The sequence below is a fragment of the Microbispora catharanthi genome, from assembly GCF_006334915.2.
Lineage (GTDB): Bacteria > Actinomycetota > Actinomycetes > Streptosporangiales > Streptosporangiaceae > Microbispora > Microbispora catharanthi.
Genome location: NZ_VDMA02000022.1, coordinates 1 through 17,444, shown reverse-complemented (window position 1 = coordinate 17,444; position 17,444 = coordinate 1). Strand labels below are relative to the sequence as shown.

The window sequence follows — 17,444 nt, the reverse complement described above, 5'->3', positions numbered from 1 at the left end:
TCACTCGGGGAGCCGGGGCACCGCCGCGAGCAACTCCCGGGTGTACGGGTGCCGGGGGTGATGGAAGACCTCGCCGGCGTCCCCCTCCTCCACCACACGGCCGTCCTTCATCACCAGGACCCGGTCGCTCAGATGGCGTACGACGCCCAGGTCGTGGGAGATGAACAGCAGCGCCGTCCCGTCCTCGGCCTGGATCTCGGCCAGCAGGTCGAGCACCTGGGCCTGGATCGACACGTCGAGCGCGGAGACGGGCTCGTCGCAGATCAGCACCTCGGGCCGGAACGCGAGCGCGCGGGCGATGGCCACGCGCTGCCGCTGGCCGCCGGACAGCTCGCGCGGACGCCGGCCGAGCAGTTCGGGCGGTAGCCCGACCCGGCCCAGCAGTTCGATGGCGCGCTCCCGGCGCCGCCGCCTCGGCAGCGCGAAGAGCGGATCGGCGACCAGGCGGTCCACCGTGTGACGCGGGTCGAAGGAGTCGAGCGGATTCTGCGCGATCACCTGGACGGCCGGGCGGAGGGGGCGCCGCCGCCGCTCGGGCAGGCCGCTCCACGGGCCTCCCCGCAGGGTCACCTCACCCGCGTCCGGCGCGAGCAGGCCGAGGGCCAGCCGCGCGAGGGTCGTCTTGCCCGATCCCGACTCGCCGACCACGCCGAGCGTCTCCCCCGCGTGCAGGCGGAAGGAGACGTCGTCCACGGCCCTGCGCGAGCCGTACGCGACCGACAGCCCCCCGGCGGCGAGCACGGGACCACGCGGGGCGGCCCCGTGGGAGCGATCCGGCCGGCGCGGCACGGCGGACGCGGAAGGCACGGCGGACGCGGAAGGCACGGCGGACGCGGAAGGCACGGCGGACGCGGAAGGCGCCGCGGACGCGGAAGGCGCAGGAGACACCGAGGGCCCAGAGGTGGAGGGTTGCAGGGCGGAGGGCACGGCGGCCAGCAGGGCCCGGGTGTAGTCGTGCCGCGGAGCCGTCAGCACGTCCCGTGCCGGACCCTCCTCGACCACCAGGCCCTCCTTCATGACCAGGACGCGATCGGCGACCGCGGCCACCACCGCGAGGTCGTGGCTGATCATCAGCAGCGCCGTCCCGGCCGCTTTCCGGTCCGCGAGCAGCCGCAGGATCTGGGCCTGCACGGTCACGTCGAGGGCGGTCGTGGGCTCGTCGGCGATGATCAGCTCCGGCTCCGCGGCGATGGCGGAGGCGATCAGAGCCCGTTGCCGCAGCCCGCCGGAGAGCTGGTGCGGATGCTGCCGCGCGCGCACCTCGGGGTCCGGGATTCCCACGGCCTCCAGCAGCGATCGGACGCGCTCCGGGCGGGCCTGGCGGGGCACCACGTCATGCTCGGCGAGCACCTCGGTGATCTCGGCCCCCACGGTGCGCAGCGGATCGAGCGAGACCAGGGCGTCCTGCAGGACCAGTCCGGCGAACCGGCCGCGCAGGCGGCGCCACTCGCGCGGGCCGAAGGTCAGGGCGTCCCCGCCGCCGACGCGGAAGGCCGACGCCCGCACCTTCGCGCCCGGGCCCGCCAGGCCGATGAGGGCGCGGGCCGTGACGCTCTTGCCCGATCCCGACTCGCCGACCAGGGCGACGCACTCCCCCGGCGCGATCGACAGCGACACCCCGCGTACGGCCTCGACGCCGGAGGCGGGAAAGGAGACCCGCAGGTCCTCCACCGCGACGAGCGGAGGAGCGGCGGCGGCGGGGTCGGGGGCGGAGTGGGCACGGATGATCGCGAGCTCTGTCATGGTGTCCTTCCCTCGAAACGCCGCTGCAGGTGCCGCCCGGCGACCGTCAGGCACACGACCGACAGGGTGAGGGCCACTCCCGGAGCGAAGGCCACCCACGAGGCCACGCGCAGGTAGTCCCGCGACTCGGCCAGCATGGTGCCCCACTCGGGGGCGGGCGGCTGGGGGCCCATGCCGAGGAAGCTCAGGCCGGATGTGGCGATGACGGCCTGGCCGAGCCCCATCGTGGCCAGCACGGGGACCGGCCCCACGACGTTGGGCAGCACGTGCCGGGCGACGACGCGAGCCCGGGAGTGGCCGAAGGTCACCGCCTGCTCGACGTAGCCGGAGCGGCGCACGACGAACGTCTGCGCCCGGACCACCCGCGCGTACGTGGGGATCTGGGCGATCCCGATAGCGGCGACGACGCTCCATGTGCCGGGGCCGGTGATCGCGATCACCAGGAGCGCGAGCAGCAGCTCGGGAAAGGTCGACAGCACGTCGAACAGGCGGGCCAGTGCCTCACCGGCCAGGCGGGTCGCCAGCCCGGCGGCCAGGCCGAGCAGCGAGCCCGCGTCCACCGCGAGCGCGGTGGCGAGGACCCCGATGCCGAGCGAGTGGCGGGCGCCGTACACGACGCGGGCGAACACGTCGCGGCCGAGGTGGTCGGTGCCGAACGGATGGCCCGCGCCGGGCGGGGCCAGCGCCCGCAGCGGGTCGGCCGCCAGCGGATCGACCCGGGTGACCAGGCCGGGGGCCGCCACGGCGACGACCAGGACGGCCAGGACGAGCAGGGCGAGGACGAGGCCGGGACGCGGGCGGGCGCCCGGCCGGAGAGCGGGGGCGGCGGCGGCCATCATGCGCTCCTGAGCCGGGGGTCGATGAGCCGGTAGGCGAGGTCGAGCAGGGCGCTGATCGTCACGTACACCGCCGCGGACAGGATGACGACGGCCATCACGACCGGCATGTCCTTGGCGCTGACGGCCTGCATCGTCACCCGGCCGAGCCCCGGGCGGCCGAAGAGGGCCTCGGTGATGACGGCCCCGCCGAGCAGGACGCCGGTGAACCAGCCGGTGAGGGTGACGGCGGGAAGGAGCGCGTGCCGCAGCGCGTGCCGGGCCACCACGGCACGCTCGCTGAGGCCGCGCGAGCGCGCCGTCACCGCGAACGGCTGCTCCAGCGCGCGTTCCAGGCCCTCTCTGAGCACCTGGCCGAGCACGCCGGCGACGGGGAGGCCGAGCGCGAGCGCGGGAAGGACGAGCGCCTGCGGGTCGGCCGCGCCCGAGACGGGGAACCAGCCGAGCGAGAACGAGAACACGAACAGCAGCACGATGCCGATCACGAACTGTGGCACCGACACCGCCACCAGCTCGGCGGCGGAGACGATCCGGCGCGGCCAGACCGACCTGCCCGCCGTCGCCACCGCCAGGACGAGCGCCAGCACCACGCCGACCGCGGCGGCCGCCAGGGTCAGCCGCACCGTCGGCCCCACCTGCCCGGCCAGCACCTCGCCGACGTCGCGCTGCAGCTGGTAGGAACGGCCGAGGTCGCCGTGCAGCAGGCGGCCGAGGTAGCTCAGGTAGCGCACGGCCTCGGGCCGGTCCAGCCCCCACTCGGCGACGATCTGCGCGCGGATCTCCGGCGTGTCGGCGCCGTCGCCCACGAGGATGTCGACGGTGTCGCCCGGCGCCAGCAGCAGGGCGGCGTACGCGGTCGTGGCGGCCGCCCACAGCACGGCGACCGCCGAGACGAGCCGCCGGACCGGCGCGCCCAGCCAGGCGGGCGCGCGCAGGGCCGGAAGCCGCCGCCGCGCGGGCGGCCCGGTCACGGGCGGCTGCTCGGCGGGTGTCGGTGGCGCAGGCCGCCGGGCCGGTAGCGCCGCCGTCACGCGGCGATCCGCACGTCGTAGACGCCGCGGGGCGTGCCGGATACGGGGTCGAAGCCCAGCCCCTGGACGTTCCTGCTCGCCGCGATCTGGTCGGAGGGGACGTAGATGGGGAAGACGATCGCCTCGTCGGCCACCACCTTGCGCTGGACCTTGGCGTACAGGGCTTTCCGCTCGGCGGCGTCGGAGCTCGCCGACGCGTCGGCGAGCCAGCCGTCGAGGTCGGCGTCCTCGTAGTGGGTGCGGTTGATGGCCCCGCCCTTCGGCAGGATGAGGTTGAGCGCCGCCCCGACGTCGGAGTCGCCGCGCGAGTTCTCGAAGATCTCGTACGCGTCGTCGTCGAGCGCCTTCTGCGCCGTGCCCTGGTCCACGATCTTCACCTGGAAGTCGATCCCCGCCGTCTGCTTGACCTGCGCCTGGACGGCCTGGGCCAGGATGTCCCTGCGGTCGCGGACGAACGGCGCCGACGCCACCGAACGGACCGTCAGCCGCCTGCCGTCTTTGACCCGGTAGCCCTCGGCGTCGCGCCCGGTCCAGCCCGCCGCGTCGAGCAGCGCGTTCGCCGTGGCGGCGTCCCCGCCGTACGTCCTCTCCAGGGACGGGTCGTAGAAGGGGCTGGTGTAGCCGACGATGCTCCAGGCCCGCTTGGCGGTGCCCTGGTAGACGGACGCCAGCACGGCGTCGACGTCGACGGCCTCCCGGAACGCCTGCCGCACGCGCTTGTCGTCGAAGGGCGGATGAGAGGTGTTGAAGTAGTAGGAGAACGACGTGCCGGAGTTGAGCGCCGACTGGAAGGACAGCGCGGAGTCCCGCTTGATCGACTGGACGTCGGTGGCCGGGACGCCCTCGACGACCTGGACCTGCCCGGACGTGAGCGCGCCGACACGGACGGCCGCCTGCGGCAGGAAGCGGTAGGTGACCTCCGGCAGGTACGCCGGTCCCTGGTGGGCGCTGCCCTGCGGCGCCCAGTTGTAGCGGGGGTTGCGCCGGTAGTGGACCTCCTGGCCCCGCACGTACCGGTCGAGGACGAACGGGCCGGTGCCGACCACGTCCGGGCCGCCGGCCTTGAGATCCTTGGCCTCCCGGAGGGACTTCGGGGACACCTGCCCGGCGTACGGCGAGGCGAGGAAGTCGAGGAACAGCCCGTCCGGCTCCTTCAGCGTGATCTTCAGGGTGGTGGGCGAGAGCACCTCGGCCTTGTCGAAGGCGTGCAACTGGATGGCGGCGACCGTCGGGTTGTAGCCGGGCTCGCGCAGCTTGTCCAGGTTCGCCTTCACCGCCGCCGCGTCGAACTTCGTGCCGTCCTGGAAGGTGACGTCGTCGCGCAGCTCCAGGGTGTAGGTGCGCCCGTCGTCCGAGACCTTCCACGACCGGGCGAGCCACGGGACGAACGCCCCGTCCTCGCCGTGCGCGAGGAGCGCGTCGAACTGGTTGAACACCAGCAGCCTTGCCTTGTTCTGCGCCCACAGATGGGGGTTGAACGTGATGGGCTCGGTCTCGACGGCCCACGTGAGAGAGGTGCCGCCCGCCTGCGCCTCCGGTGTCTGGGAACCGCATGCGGCCAGGGCCGCGACGAGGATGAAGGGCAGCGCGCCCCTGACGACCTTCACAGTGGTCCTCCTGTTGTGCCCGCGTGGAACGCCTCGGCCTCCGGCAGCGGGTCCCGGCCGGGGACGCCGGGACGGACGCCGGAGACGGTCACGATCTCGCCCCTGACGTGCGTCTTCCGTGCCACTCCTCCGCGAGCAGCTCGTAGGAGCGGACCCGGTCGGCGTGCCCGTGCGTGATGGTGGTGACCAGCAGCTCGTCGGCGCCCGTGACCCGCTGGAGCACGCGCAGCCGCTCGGCGACCGTCTCCGGGGAGCCCGCGAACTGGGTGTCCACGCGATCGGCCACCAGTTCGCGGTCGGCCTCGCTCCAGACGTGCGCGTCCGCCTCCTCGGGCGTCGGATAGGGGATCGCCCCCTGACCGCTGCGGATGGCGCGCACCCAGAGGCCGTACGGTCTGGCCAGTTCCCTGGCCGTCGCGTCGTCCTCGGCCACGACGGCGTCCGCGGAGACGACGACGTACGGCTCGGACAGCGCCTTCGAGGGGGTGAACGCCTCGCGGTAGGCCTCGACGGCCTCCAGCACCGACGCCGGGCTGACGTGGTAGTTGGCGGCGAACGGCAGGCCGCGCTCCCCCGCCGCCTTCGCGCTCTGCCCGCCGCTGCTGCCGAGGATCCACAGCTCCACCTCGGCGTCCTCGCCCGGCACGGCGTGCGCCGCGATCCCGTCCGGCGACCGGTAGGCGCCCTCCAGGAAGGCGATGACCTCGTCGACCTGCTCGGCGAAGTCGGGGGTCCGCGCGCCCGGCTGTTGCAGCAGCGCGGCCTGGAGAGCGAGCTGCGGAGAGCGGGCCAGCTCGGCGAAGGAGAACGCGGGCGGGATCAGCAGCCCGTCCACCACCCGGGACTCGCGGGGCTCCGAGGTTCGGGCCGCCTCGGGAGACCGGTCGGCCTTCGCCACGATCTCGGCCCTGCGCTGCCCGGAACGGCCGAGCCCGAGGTCGATCCGGCCGGGATGGAGCGCGTCGATCAGGCCGAACTGCTCGACCACCGCGATAGGCGTCTGGTGGCCGAGCTGCACGGCTCCTGAGCCCACCCTGATGTGGTTCGTCGCGGCCGCGATGAGGCCGATGAGCACCGCCGGGGCCGAGCTCGCGACGCCGGCCGCGAAGTGGTGCTCGGCCACCCAGTAGCGGAGGTAGCCGAGACGCTCGGCGTGGCGGGCGAGGTCGACGCTGTTGCGCAACGCGTCTCCCGCGCCGCTGCCGGACGGGATCGGGGACAGGTCGAGGATCGACAGGGGAACCGGCCGGCTGCCCGGCCGTGCTGTGCTTACCGGCTGCGCTGTGCTTATTGGCTGCGCTGTGCTTATTGGCTGCGCTGTGCTTATTGGCTGCGCTGTGCTTATTGGCTGCGTTGTGCTTATTGGCTGCGCTGTGGACTGTGCTGTCGGCTGGGGGACGCTCATGCCGGCACTCCGGTGCTCGTGGCGGTGCTCTGGTGGGTCGCGGCGGTGCTCCGCTGGGTCGCGGTCGCACCCTGACGGGTCACCGCCGTGCTCTGCTGGGTCGCGGCGGCGCTCTGCGGGGCCGCGCTGTCTCCCTGCCGGGTCCCGGGGACGGCGGGGAACGGCCTGCTCGGGATCTCCTGGCGCAGCACGGGGGCGATGTCGCTCTGGAACAGCTCCAGCGCCGCCCGGTGCTGCGCCCGGGTCAGGCCGTCGGCGTCCGCGCTGATGTGCATGACCTCGTGGCCGAGCCGCTCGTGGTAGCGGAGGACCTTGTCGACGATCTGCTGGGGGCTGCCGACGAGGATCGACCCGCGCTCGACGGCGTCCTCCAGCGAGTGGAAGACCGGCTCCACGCCCGACTTGCGGAACAGCGCGACGCGGGCGTCGTAGATCGGCCGGTAGGTCGCGATCGCCTCCTGGGAGGTGCGCGCCGCGTAGAAGCCGGCGCTGCCCGCGCCCACCAGCGCGTCGGACGGGTCGTGCCCGTAGTGCGCCCAGCGTTCGCGGTAGTGGTCGACCAGCTCGGCGTACGGCTCGATGGGGTTGGTGACGTTCGCCGAGAACAGCGGGTCGCCGTAGCGGGCGGCCAGGTCGACCGAATCTTTGCTGGTGGCGCTGCCGTGCCAGACCCGGATCGGCCGCTGCAAGGGGCGCGGCCAGGTCTCCGCGTCGGTGAGGGACGGCCGGAACCGGCCCTCCCAGGTGACCCTGTCCTCCCGCCAGAGCCTGCGGAACAGTTCGTACGCCTCCCGGTTGCGGTCCCACTGGTCCTCGGCGGTGACGTGGAAGAGCCGCGCCTGGGCCGACCCGTTCCCCTTGCCGATGATCAGCTCCAGACGGCCGCCCGACAGGTGGTCGAGCGTCGCGTAGTCCTCGTACGCCCGCACGGGGTCGAGCAGGCTGAGCGTGGTGACGGCGGTGAACAGCCGGATGCGGGAGGTCCGGGCGGCGATGTGGCCGAGCACGACCGGCGGTGAGGAGGAGATGAAGGGCCGCTCGTGCCGCTCTCCCACTCCGAAGCCGTCGAAGCCCAGCTCCTCGGCGAGTACGGCGGTGTCCACGACGTCGCGGAACCGCTCGGTGGTGGACCTGGTCTCGCCGGTCAGCGGGTCGGGCCCGTGCGCGATGAGGGTGATGGCGAGGAATTTCACGTGGTCGCATACCTCTCGAATGGGCTATACCTACTAACTATGTAGGAAAACCATGCTTTGTCAACGGCTGCGAGGAAGTCCGCCATCCCCAAGCCCCCGCCGCCACGTCTGCCTGACGTGGCGCGGGCCGGTGGCAGGATGCTTGCGGTAGAGGTCATCGAGGTCACGGCGCGAGGGGACGCCGCCGGACCGCGGGAGAGCCGAAGGAGGCCGATGAGCCGGAAGAACCATCGCGTCGCCGTGCTCGTATTGGAGGGCGCGAAACCGCTCGACGTCGGCATCCCGGCGCAGGTGTTCTCCAACCGGCCGAGCATGCCGTACGAGGTGCGGGTGTGCGGCGCGGCGCCCGGACTGGTGACCGGCGGCGACGGCCTCTCCTATCACGTGGCCGAGGGCCTCGACGCCTTCGAGCAGGCCGACACCGTGTTCATCCCCGGCTATCGAGAGCCGGCGACCACGGAACCGCCGGCCGCGGTCGTCGGCGCGCTCATGGCCGCCCACGAGCGCGGAACCCGGCTCGCGGCCATCTCGACAGGGGCGTTCGCGCTGGCGGCGACGGGCCTGCTCGACGGCAAGCGGGCGACGACCCACTGGCACTACACGAAGGCCCTCGCCGGCAAGCATCCGCTCGTGCGGGTGGACGAGAACGTGCTGTTCGTGGACGAGGGCGACGTGCTGACGTCGGCGGGCGCGGCGTCCGGCATCGACCTGTGCCTGCACCTGGTGCGGCGCGACCACGGCGTCGGGCTCTCCAACCACGTGGCGAGACGGCTGGTGGCGGCGCCCTACCGCAGCGGGGGTCAGGCGCAGTACGTGCCACGCAGCGTCCCCGAGCCGCTCGGCGACCTGTTCGCGAACACGCGTGAGTGGGCCCTGGCGCACCTGTCCGAACGGCTGACCCTTGAGACCCTCGCCCGCCACGCACGGGTGTCGGCGCGCACCTTCTCCCGGCGGTTCGTGGAGGACACCGGCTACACGCCGATGCAGTGGGTGCTCAGGGCACGCGTCGACCTGGCACGCGAACTGCTCGAACGCACCGACCTGGGCGTGGAGCAGATCGCCGACCGGGTCGGGCTCGGCACCGGCGCCAACCTGCGCCTGCACTTCCAGCGCATCCTCGGCACCTCCCCCACCGAGTACCGCCACACCTTCTCGGCCTGAACTCCCGGGCCCGCCTGCGTGCGGGAGGATGTGGCGAGATCCTTGCGCACGCTGGCGAAACTTCTGGCTGGATCCTTGCGTGCGGTGTCGTTCAAGCCACTGTCGGCCCGGCGTCCGAATGCCGATCATGGAGCGCGGAACGAAAGGAACGCCCATGACTCGCATCGCCGTCAACGGATTCGGCCGCATCGGACGCAACACCCTCCGCGCCCTGCTCGAACGTGACAGCGACCTCGAAGTGGTCGCCGTCAACGACCTCACCGCCCCCGAGACCCTCGCCCACCTGCTCAGGTACGACAGCGCGCTCGGCCGCCTCGGCCGCTCCGTCGAGGTCGACGGCACCGACCTCGTGGTCGACGGCCGCCGCATCACGGTGCTCGCCGAACGCGAGCCCGCCAAGCTGCCCTGGGCCGAGCTCGGCGTCGGCATCGTGCTGGAGTCCACCGGCCGCTTCACCGCGGCGCGTGCCGCTCGCGCGCACATCGACGCGGGCGCCGGGCGCGTGTTGGTGAGCGCCCCCTCCGACGGCGCCGACGTCACGCTCGCCTACGGCGTGAACACCGAGGCCTACGACCCCGCCGAGCACATGATCGTCTCGAACGCCTCCTGCACCACGAACGCGCTGGCACCGCTGGCGTCCGTGCTGGACGACCTGGCCGGCATCGAGCACGGCTTCATGACCACGGTGCACGCCTACACCCAGGAGCAGAACCTGCAGGACGGCCCGCACCGCGACCTGCGCCGCGCCCGCGCGGCCGGCGTGAACATCGTGCCCACCACCACCGGGGCCGCCAAGGCCATCGGCCTGGTGCTGCCGAACCTCGACGGCAAGCTGTCGGGCGACTCGATCCGCGTGCCGGTCCCGGTGGGGTCGATCGTGGAGCTGAACACCGCCGTCTCACGCGAGGTCACCCGCGACGAGGTGCTCGCGGCCTACCGCGCCGCCGCCGACGGCAGGCTCAAGGGCATCCTCGATTACGCCGACGAGCCGCTGGTCTCCAGCGACATCACCGGCCAGCCGGCGTCGGCGATCTTCGACGCCGCCCTCACCCGGGTCGAGGGCAGGCACGTCAAGGTCGTGGCCTGGTACGACAACGAGTGGGGCTTCTCCAACCGGGTCGTCGACACGCTGGAGCTGCTCGCCCGCGACTGAACGCCGCCGTACGCGCGGCTCACATCGTGAGCAGGTAGTGCCGCTCGGTGCGCCACTCGACCAGCAGCACCGTGGCGTCGTCCTGCAGTTGGCCGCGCTGGTAGGCGAGGATCGAGTGGACCAGGCGGCGCAGGGTCTCCGGAGCGGAGACGCCGTCGATCTCCTTCCGGATGACGAAGTCGGCGAAGCGGTCCAGCCCGAACCTCTCCCCGTCCGGGGTCTGCGCCTCCACGACGCCGTCGGTGTAGAACAACAGCCGGTCGCCGGGCTCGAGCTGGCGCCGCGCGAGCACGGCGGCCGGACCCAGGCGCAGGCCCATCGGGGTGTCCGGCGGGCTGTCCAGCTCCGAGGCCACCCGCCCCTGCCGCAGGACGAGCGGCGGGGGATGCCCCCGGTTCACCCAGGTCAGCCGCCCGGTGCGGAGATCCAGATCGGCCAGGACCCCGGTGGCGAAGCGGGAGGTGCCGAACTCCCCGGCGATCGCCTCGTCGATCGCGTCGCTGACCTCGAGCAGCCCGACCCGGCGCCGGCGGCGGTTGTTGCGGTAGGCGCTCAGGGCGATGGCCGCGGTCAGCCCGGCGGAGGTGTCGTGCCCCATGGCGTCGAAGATTCCGAGGTGGAGGGTGGCGCCGTCGAGGGCGTAGTCGAAGGCGTCCCCGCCGACGCGGTAGGCCGGCTCCAGCGCGGCGCTGACCGTCATCGTGTCCGTCGCGAAGTTCCTGATGGGCAGCAGGGCCCACAGCATCTCGGCCGACAGGTGCATCTCCTCGGTGCGCACCAGCCGCACGAAGGCGTCGCTGTAGGCGCGCTTGCTCACCACCAGCAGCGCGACCAGGCCGCCCAGCTCGGTCGCGATCCGCTCGGTGGCCTCGTCGACCACGGGCACGGTCACGCCGAGCACGCCGACCCGTTCCGTGCCGTTCAGCATCGGCACCCACAGGCGCCGCGGCCCCTCGCTGCCGAGCGGTTCCGCGGCTTCGGCGACGTACGGATCGACGGCGGGACGCGCCTGGACGATCTCCAGGTTGCGGTAGGCGCGCCCGGCCAGGGTCGTGTCGATGGCGACGCGGTTCAGCGGCTCGCCGTACGCGTCGCACTGCCCCGGCAGCGGCACGAGATACAGCGGCCGCAGGCTGGCCACATAGATCATGACCTCGCTGTAGCCGAGCGGCCTGACGTGCTCGATGACGGAGGACGCCAGATCGTCCAGGGGCGTCAGATGATGGTCGCGCACCAGACCGCCCCAGATGCGCCCCGTGTCAGGACACCCGTTCACCTGCCGCCCCCTACTGCCCCCCCCCTGCCGCCCTCGGCCGGTCTCGGGGCGGAAAGTCGCCGGCAGGGGCCCCACCCGGCGGGGTGCGGACCCCAGGCCCTCGACGGCACATTCCCGACGCTACCCGGCCTCGCTTCACACAGAGCCAACGTGCAGGGCATGCGCAGGCCAGGGGCCGGGGTGCGAGCAGGCGAAGGCCCCTACCGCCGAATCCAGTTCGGCGAGCGTGGCGTGGAGGAAGCGCCGCAGCCCCGCGCGGATGTCGGACCCGCCCGGCAGCGCATCGTCGATGACACGAAGGATCTCTAAGAGAACCTTCATCCGGGTGGTCTACCGTCCGGCAGACGTCACGTCGGGAGAGGAAGGCAATCGTGGGACACGATCACCAGGGCGCAGTGGGACACGATCACGAGGGCCAGAGGGTCAGCCGCCGGACCGCCGTCGCCGGAATCAGCGCGATCGGGCTCGGCGCCCTCCTGTCGGCCTGCGGTGCGAAGGCCGGCGGCTCGGCCTCGATCTCGACCACGTCGGGAGCCACGGTCTCGATCACGCCGACGACGAGCACCCCGGCCGGCTTGACGGACCTTTTCGCCGGTTCCAACACCTGCGTCCTGACGCCCGCGACCACTCAGGGGCCGTACTACTTCGACGCTGACAAGATCCGCTCCGACATCCGTGAGGACCGGCAGGGCAAGCGGCTGAAGGTCGCCGTCAAGGTGCAGGACAGCGAGAAATGCGCGCCGCTGGCGAACGTCGTCGTCGAGATCTGGCACTGTGACGCGGCCGGCCTCTACTCGGGAGCCGAGGCGCAGTCGAGCGGGCAGGGCGGCGGAGGCGGCGCGCCAGGACCCGGCGGCGGCCCGGGCGGTCCGCCACCCTCGGGCATGCCGGCGGGAGGACCCGGCGGGCCGCCCCCTTCCGGGATGCCCGGAGGACCCCGCGGCGGTCCCTCCGCTGACGACGGGATGGCCGACCTCACCCCCACCGACGACAAGCGCTATCTGCGCGGCGCCCAGGTCACGGACAAGAACGGCGTCGTCCAGTTCACCACGATCTGGCCCGGCTGGTACCGGGGCCGGACCGTGCACATCCACGCCATGGTGCATGTCGGCGATGAGCGTACGCTGACGACACAGGTCATGTTCGACGAGGACCTGAACGCGAAGGTGTTCAAGGAGTAGCCCTACTCCGGGCACACGGGCAGGGACACCCTCAACGACAAGGACACCATCTACAAGCCCAGCATGCTCATGAAGGTGAGCGAGGACGGCGACGGCTACCTCGGCGTGATCACCTTCGCCGTTGACCCCGACAAGAACAGCAAATAGGTCATTGCTCTCGGCAACCCGCCAGGCTTGGCGGACACCGGACGCGCGAGGGGCACCCCGCCGCGGTCCCCGACGGCCGCCACACCCCTGGGCCTCGCCACCGGCCGCGGCCGCCGGGTCTCATCACACTGATCTTGACGCGGCGGTGCGCCCGATATATGGGAGACTGAGCGTCTGTGACCCCCGTGCTCGACCTTGTCGGAATTTTCGTATTCGCCCTGTCCGGCGCGCTGGAGGGTGTACGCAAACGGCTCGACGCGGTCGGCATCGCGGTGCTCGCGTTCTTCACGGCCGTCGGCGGCGGCATCGTGCGCGATCTGTTCATCGGCGTGCAGCCCGCCGCGCTGCGGGACACGGGCTATCTCCTCGTGCCGATCGCGGCCGCCGTCATCGCGTTCTTCTGGCATCCCCAGGTCGAGCGGGCGATGCCCGGGGTGCTGGTCTTCGACGCGGCGGGCCTCGGCCTGTTCTGCGCGGTCGGGACATCCAAGGCGCTGCACTACGGCCTCGCGCCGATGCACGCGGTGTTCCTCGGGGTCTGCACGGCGGTCGGCGGCGGCGTCATCAGAGACGTCCTGTCCGGCGAGAAGCCGACCCTGCTCTACGACCGGGAGCTCTACGCGGTGCCGGCGATGCTCGGCTCGGCGATGATGGCCGCACTGTACGCGCTGGAGGTGCGGGGGTTCGCCGCCACCCTGTCCTCGGCGGTGCTCGCCTTCGCGTTCCGCATGCTCGCCATGCGGCACCGCTGGCGGGCACCCCTGGCCAGGGGCGTCCGCGAAAGGGAGTGAGGGCTGCCGCCTAACCACGCCACCGGGGCGCCGGGCGAGGAAGGCCTGTTGCGGGACTCGGCCGTTCTCGGTGATCGTTACGGAGAGACCGGCCGTCGACGCAGCAGTGCAGGACGGCTTCGCTGAGTTCGATAGAGGACTGAAATGACCCTTGAAAGGCCGATGTTTGCCGAGATGTTCGTCGAGGAGAGCGCCGACCCCAGAATCGACGTGCCGACCGGAGGCGACGAGAAGGCCATGCTCGCCGCCTTTCTGCGCTGGCAACGCCAGACGCTGAGGCTGAAGTGCTCTGATCTGGACCCGGAGGCCCTCGCCCGGCGTTCGGTGTCCTTCTCCGGCTTGTCCCTGCTGGGCCTGGTGCGGCATCTGGCTGACGTCGAGCGCCGCTGGTTCCGCCGGGACCTGGCAGGGCAGGCGGCCGAACCGCACTTCAGCAGGGAGGACCACGCGGACGCGGCCTTCGACGATGCCGCACCCGTTGCCGAGACGGTCTCCGAGGCCTGGCGCCTGTGGCAGGAGGAGGTCGACTTCGCCGACCGTTTCGTGGCCGCGGCGGACAGCCTGGAGGTGACCGGTAGGGATTCCTGGCGAGGCACGATCACGCTGCGGTGGGTGATGGTGCACATGGTGGAGGAGTACGCGCGGCACAACGGGCACGCCGACCTCCTCCGCCAGGGAATCGACGGCGCGGTAGGCCTCTAAGTGGATATCGAACGGTGGGCCGAGGTCGGCCGCCTCCTCCTGACGAGCGACGGCGTTCACCGTCCGTCGCTTTTCTCGGCGTTCCTGGCCGCCACCATGGACGACTGCGGGGATCTGACGGTGATCGACGCCGGGTGCGGGGCCGGTCTGGTGGCCGTGGCTGCGCTGGCGGCGGGAGCTCGGCACGTCGTGGCCCAGGACTACGACGCCAAGGCGCTGGCCGACACCGCCGCCAACGTCACGCGTGTCCTCGGCCCGCAGGCGCGCGCCCGGTTGACCCTGTGGGAAGCGGACTGGAGCCAGCTGCGCCCGATGAACGCCGAGCTCCTGGCCGTCAACCCGCCCCAGCGCCCAGCCGCCCTGCTGCCCGCCGTACCACGGAATCAACGGCACCTCCACGACGGCGGTGGGCCAGACGGACTCGCGGCGATCCGTCTCGTCGTGTCCCACACCGGGGCGGCCAGGGTGCGGACCACCGCCGCGGCTGCTCTACGGTTCGACACGCTGGTGTTCCCGGGCTGGTCGGCGCCCCGATGCGTGGCGATGACAGAACTGCCCTACGACCCGGCATGGCGCGCCCTCGTCCCCGACTTGTTCGGACCAGTCGGCATCTGGGAACTGCACCGGGAACGTCCGATGCCTGTTCGGTCCCGCCCTCCGTCGGTGAGCGCGTTTGGAGAAGCATGACAAGCACGGCGCTCTCCGGTCTCCGAGCACGCCATGACCAGCCGTCCGGTGCGCTCGTGGACGGCACGAGCGCTGGTCCCTGAGCTCCCGCAGCTCCGGACTCGCGACCTAACGTGGTCTCGTTTCCACCGCAGGGCCGCGCAGGCCGTGACGTGACGGGAGTAGTGATGGGTGACGTGCGGGTGGAGGTCGAGGGACCGATCACCACGATCTGGATGGACCGGCCCGACCGGCGCAACGCCGTCGACCGGGCCATGGCCGGGGAACTGCGGGCGGCGTTCGAGGAGTTCGAGGCCGACCAGGACCAGCGGGTGGCGATCCTGGCCGGCAGCGGCGGCACCTTCTGCGCGGGCGCCGACCTGACCGCGGTCGGGGACCCCGAGCGGCGCAACGAACTGGATCCCGAGGGAGGCGGCAGCGGCCCGATGGGACCGACCCGGATGCGACTGGGCAAGCCACTGATCGCCGCGATCAGCGGATACGCGGTCGCGGGTGGCCTGGAGCTGGCGCTGCTGGCCGACCTGCGGATCGTCGAGTCCGACGCGGTGCTGGGGGTGTTCTGCCGTCGCTGGGGGGTGCCGCTCATCGACGGCGGCACGGTCCGGCTGCCGCGGATCGTCGGCCTGGGCCGCGCCCTCGACATGATCCTCACCGGCCGTCCGGTGCGGGCCGACGAAGCCCTCGCGATCGGATTGGCCAACCGGATCGCCGAGCCGGGCCGGGCGGTCGAGGCGGCCCGCGAGCTGGCCGGGCAGATCGCGGCGTTCCCCTTCGAATGCGTCCTGACCGACCGGGCCTCCACCTACGCCGCCCTGGACCTGCCCCTGGCCGAGGCGTTGCTCGCCGAGGGCGCGGCGGGCGTCCCGATCGTGGAACGCGAGGGCATGGCCGGCGCCGCCCGCTTCGCCGACGGCGCCGGCCGCCACGGTGTTGTCCCCGATCACCCCTCCGGGCCGAGGCCGGAGTAGGCGCGGACGCCGTCGTAGGTGTCCAGCGCCTCCGGCAATGACCGCAGCACGTACACGGGGTCGTACGTCATCCGCTGCATGCCCGCGCCGACGCTAGGGGTGGTGGCGCCGGTCCTCGGGAGCGGCGGGCGCGGGTCCGTCGTGGCCGTGGTCGGCGTGGTGGGCGTCGTGGGCGTCGTGGGCGTGCCGGGTGTCGTCGGGGCCGCCGCCCATCGTCTTCAGCATCGGCAGGCCGCCGGTCGTGAAGAACCGGATCAGCAGCACCGCGGCCAACACCAGGAAGGCGATGTTGAGCCAGGTGGTGTAGTTCCAGGAGATGTGGGCCTCCACGACGGAGGCGTTGCGGTGGCTCGGCACCAGGCCCAGCAGTGTGAACAGCAGCTCGACCGCGTAGCCGGCCAGCACCATGGTGGCGTAGAAGGTGCCGGCGACGAAGGCGGCCATCTTCACGCCGTAGTACTTCCGGTAGATGTTCAGGATCGGCAGGATGATCAGGTCGGCGAAGATGAACGCGACCACACCGCCGAAGCTGATTCCGCCGTTCCACAGCACCGCCGCCAGCGGCACGTTGCCGACGGAGCAGACGAAGCTGATGACTGCGACGATCGGGCCGACCAGCGGTCCCCAGATGCGGGCCCACAGCGGATGGTCGGTCAGGAAGAAGCTCTGCCAGAAGCCCATCGGCACCCAGGCGGCCAGCGCCCCGGTGATCAGCAGGCCGGCGACGATGTCCCGCCAAATGGCCGCCCATTCCATGACGAAGATGTGCGACACCGAGGTGAGGCCCTTGGCCGAGGTCAGCCGCCGCCAGAACGAGCCCGGTCCGGTGACGGACATGTCCATCGCGGCGTGCCCCTCCATCGACCCCGCGACGCCCCGCTCAGCCTGACGGAGCGCGTCGTCGACCAGGCGCCGCCGCAGGAAGACGCGGAACAGCACCGCCAGCAGGACGATCATGATGGGGCCGCCGACGAACTCGGCCAGGGTGAACTGCCAGCCCATGAGCAGGGCCAGAATGATGCCCAGTTCGACGACCAGGTTGGTCGAGGCGATCTCGAAGGTCATCGCCGCGGTGAAGCTCGCCCCCTTGCGGAACAGCGAGCGGGCCAGTGCCACCGAGGCGTAGGAGCACGACGAGGAGGCCATGCCGAATCCGGTCGCCGCAGCCAGGGCTCGGGGGGAGTCATCCCCGAGTGCCCGGGTGATCACCTCCCGGCGGACCACCGCCTGCACGATCGCCGACAGGGTGAACCCCAGGATCAGCGCCCACAGGATCTCCCAGGTCATGGACCCCGCGATCACCGGCGCGCGCCACAACCAATCCATGACCTGCTCCCTCTTCCGCTCTTGCCTTCAGCTTTCCGGCTGGGATCGGGTTACACCGTTCACCTGCCGCGAATAGCGCATTCCGATGCGGAAGGGCCTCCGGGCGAGTCGCCGGAGGCCCCTCGGCCAGCGATCAGCGGAAGCTGCGCAGGCGCAGGCTGTTGCTGACGACGAAGACGCTGGAGAACGCCATCGCCGCGCCGGCGATCATGGGGTTGAGCAGCCCCGCGGCGGCCA

The 17,444-nt window shown here is 72.1% G+C and carries 16 protein-coding genes; 7 read left to right on the top strand and 9 right to left on the bottom strand.

The features are described 5' to 3' along the window. From FH610_RS32780 to FH610_RS32755, 6 genes are all read right to left on the bottom strand, one after another. Entirely contained in the window at nt 1-1,743 is a 1,743-nt protein-coding gene (locus FH610_RS32780) for a dipeptide ABC transporter ATP-binding protein (RefSeq protein ID WP_139579109.1), read from the bottom strand. Beyond that, nucleotides 1,740-2,582, bottom strand: coding sequence for an ABC transporter permease (locus tag FH610_RS32775; protein ID WP_139579108.1), 843 nt, complete (start codon nt 2,580-2,582; stop codon nt 1,740-1,742). Before FH610_RS32775 ends, FH610_RS32780 begins: the two co-directional genes overlap by 4 nt. Next, the gene (locus tag FH610_RS32770) at nt 2,579-3,550 is read right to left on the bottom strand and encodes an ABC transporter permease (protein ID WP_240809337.1); all 972 of its coding nucleotides are present in this window, start codon (nt 3,548-3,550) and stop codon (nt 2,579-2,581) included. Before FH610_RS32770 ends, FH610_RS32775 begins: the two co-directional genes overlap by 4 nt. 56 nt (nt 3,551-3,606) lie before the next feature. Continuing rightward, nucleotides 3,607-5,217, bottom strand: a complete 1,611-nt coding sequence (locus FH610_RS32765) for an ABC transporter substrate-binding protein (protein WP_139579107.1) — start codon at nt 5,215-5,217, stop codon at nt 3,607-3,609. A gap of 88 nt (nt 5,218-5,305) precedes the next feature. Beyond that, nucleotides 5,306-6,439: an MsnO8 family LLM class oxidoreductase gene (locus FH610_RS32760; protein ID WP_420813753.1), complete on the bottom strand. Its 1,134-nt coding sequence runs from the start codon at nt 6,437-6,439 to the stop codon at nt 5,306-5,308. A 179-nt stretch (nt 6,440-6,618) separates the two neighbouring features. Further along, nucleotides 6,619-7,815 (bottom strand): LLM class flavin-dependent oxidoreductase, encoded by a 1,197-nt coding sequence (locus FH610_RS32755; RefSeq protein WP_139579105.1) that lies wholly within the window; start codon nt 7,813-7,815, stop codon nt 6,619-6,621. Between the two features lie 213 nt (nt 7,816-8,028). On the opposite strand from FH610_RS32755, the gene FH610_RS32750 reads away from it, so the two are divergent. Next, on the top strand, nt 8,029-8,976 hold the full coding sequence (locus FH610_RS32750) for a GlxA family transcriptional regulator (RefSeq protein ID WP_139579104.1): 948 nt from the start codon (nt 8,029-8,031) through the stop codon (nt 8,974-8,976). Nucleotides 8,977-9,130: 154 nt separating this feature from the next. Next, nucleotides 9,131-10,129 carry a type I glyceraldehyde-3-phosphate dehydrogenase gene (gene gap / locus FH610_RS32745; RefSeq protein WP_139579103.1) on the top strand — a complete coding sequence of 333 codons (999 nt, stop codon included), beginning with the start codon at nt 9,131-9,133 and terminating at the stop codon, nt 10,127-10,129. A 19-nt stretch (nt 10,130-10,148) separates the two neighbouring features. On the opposite strand, the gene FH610_RS32740 is transcribed toward gap, so the two are convergent. Both FH610_RS32740 and FH610_RS32735 read right to left on the bottom strand, forming a co-directional pair. Further along, the gene (locus FH610_RS32740) at nt 10,149-11,405 is read right to left on the bottom strand and encodes a PP2C family protein-serine/threonine phosphatase (protein WP_139579102.1); all 1,257 of its coding nucleotides are present in this window, start codon (nt 11,403-11,405) and stop codon (nt 10,149-10,151) included. A gap of 135 nt (nt 11,406-11,540) precedes the next feature. Continuing rightward, nucleotides 11,541-11,726, bottom strand: coding sequence for a hypothetical protein (locus FH610_RS32735; protein WP_139579101.1), 186 nt, complete (start codon nt 11,724-11,726; stop codon nt 11,541-11,543). Between the two features lie 50 nt (nt 11,727-11,776). On the opposite strand from FH610_RS32735, the gene FH610_RS32730 reads away from it, so the two are divergent. The 5 genes from FH610_RS32730 to FH610_RS32710 all read left to right on the top strand — a co-directional run bounded on the left by FH610_RS32730 (nt 11,777) and on the right by FH610_RS32710 (nt 15,881). After that, nucleotides 11,777-12,586: a peptidase associated/transthyretin-like domain-containing protein gene (locus FH610_RS32730; protein ID WP_205826239.1), complete on the top strand. Its 810-nt coding sequence runs from the start codon at nt 11,777-11,779 to the stop codon at nt 12,584-12,586. Between the two features lie 323 nt (nt 12,587-12,909). Continuing rightward, nucleotides 12,910-13,524: a trimeric intracellular cation channel family protein gene (locus FH610_RS32725; protein WP_139579100.1), complete on the top strand. Its 615-nt coding sequence runs from the start codon at nt 12,910-12,912 to the stop codon at nt 13,522-13,524. Between the two features lie 144 nt (nt 13,525-13,668). Then, nucleotides 13,669-14,226 (top strand): DinB family protein, encoded by a 558-nt coding sequence (locus FH610_RS32720; RefSeq protein WP_205826238.1) that lies wholly within the window; start codon nt 13,669-13,671, stop codon nt 14,224-14,226. Beyond that, nucleotides 14,227-14,913 carry a 50S ribosomal protein L11 methyltransferase gene (locus FH610_RS32715; RefSeq protein ID WP_205826237.1) on the top strand — a complete coding sequence of 229 codons (687 nt, stop codon included), beginning with the start codon at nt 14,227-14,229 and terminating at the stop codon, nt 14,911-14,913. Nucleotides 14,914-15,080: 167 nt separating this feature from the next. Further along, on the top strand, nt 15,081-15,881 hold the full coding sequence (locus FH610_RS32710; protein ID WP_139579099.1) for a crotonase/enoyl-CoA hydratase family protein: 801 nt from the start codon (nt 15,081-15,083) through the stop codon (nt 15,879-15,881). A gap of 93 nt (nt 15,882-15,974) precedes the next feature. Here the strand turns inward: FH610_RS32710 and FH610_RS32705 are convergent, their stop codons facing one another. Continuing rightward, on the bottom strand, nt 15,975-17,207 hold the full coding sequence (locus FH610_RS32705) for a permease (RefSeq protein WP_139579098.1): 1,233 nt from the start codon (nt 17,205-17,207) through the stop codon (nt 15,975-15,977). Nucleotides 17,208-17,444 lie beyond the last annotated feature (237 nt).

Bases quoted from the DNA above. Each gene is read 5' to 3' on its own strand.
- FH610_RS32780 (WP_139579109.1), bottom strand. From the start codon at position 1,743: ATGACAGAGCTCGCGATCATCCGTGCCCACTCCGCCCCCGACCCCGCC.
- FH610_RS32775 (WP_139579108.1), bottom strand. From the start codon at position 2,582: ATGATGGCCGCCGCCGCCCCCGCTCTCCGGCCGGGCGCCCGCCCGCGT.
- FH610_RS32750 (WP_139579104.1), top strand. From the start codon at position 8,029: ATGAGCCGGAAGAACCATCGCGTCGCCGTGCTCGTATTGGAGGGCGCG.
- gap (WP_139579103.1), top strand. From the start codon at position 9,131: ATGACTCGCATCGCCGTCAACGGATTCGGCCGCATCGGACGCAACACC.
- FH610_RS32735 (WP_139579101.1), bottom strand. From the start codon at position 11,726: ATGAAGGTTCTCTTAGAGATCCTTCGTGTCATCGACGATGCGCTGCCG.
- FH610_RS32720 (WP_205826238.1), top strand. From the start codon at position 13,669: ATGACCCTTGAAAGGCCGATGTTTGCCGAGATGTTCGTCGAGGAGAGC.
- FH610_RS32710 (WP_139579099.1), top strand. From the start codon at position 15,081: ATGGGTGACGTGCGGGTGGAGGTCGAGGGACCGATCACCACGATCTGG.
- FH610_RS32705 (WP_139579098.1), bottom strand. From the start codon at position 17,207: ATGGATTGGTTGTGGCGCGCGCCGGTGATCGCGGGGTCCATGACCTGG.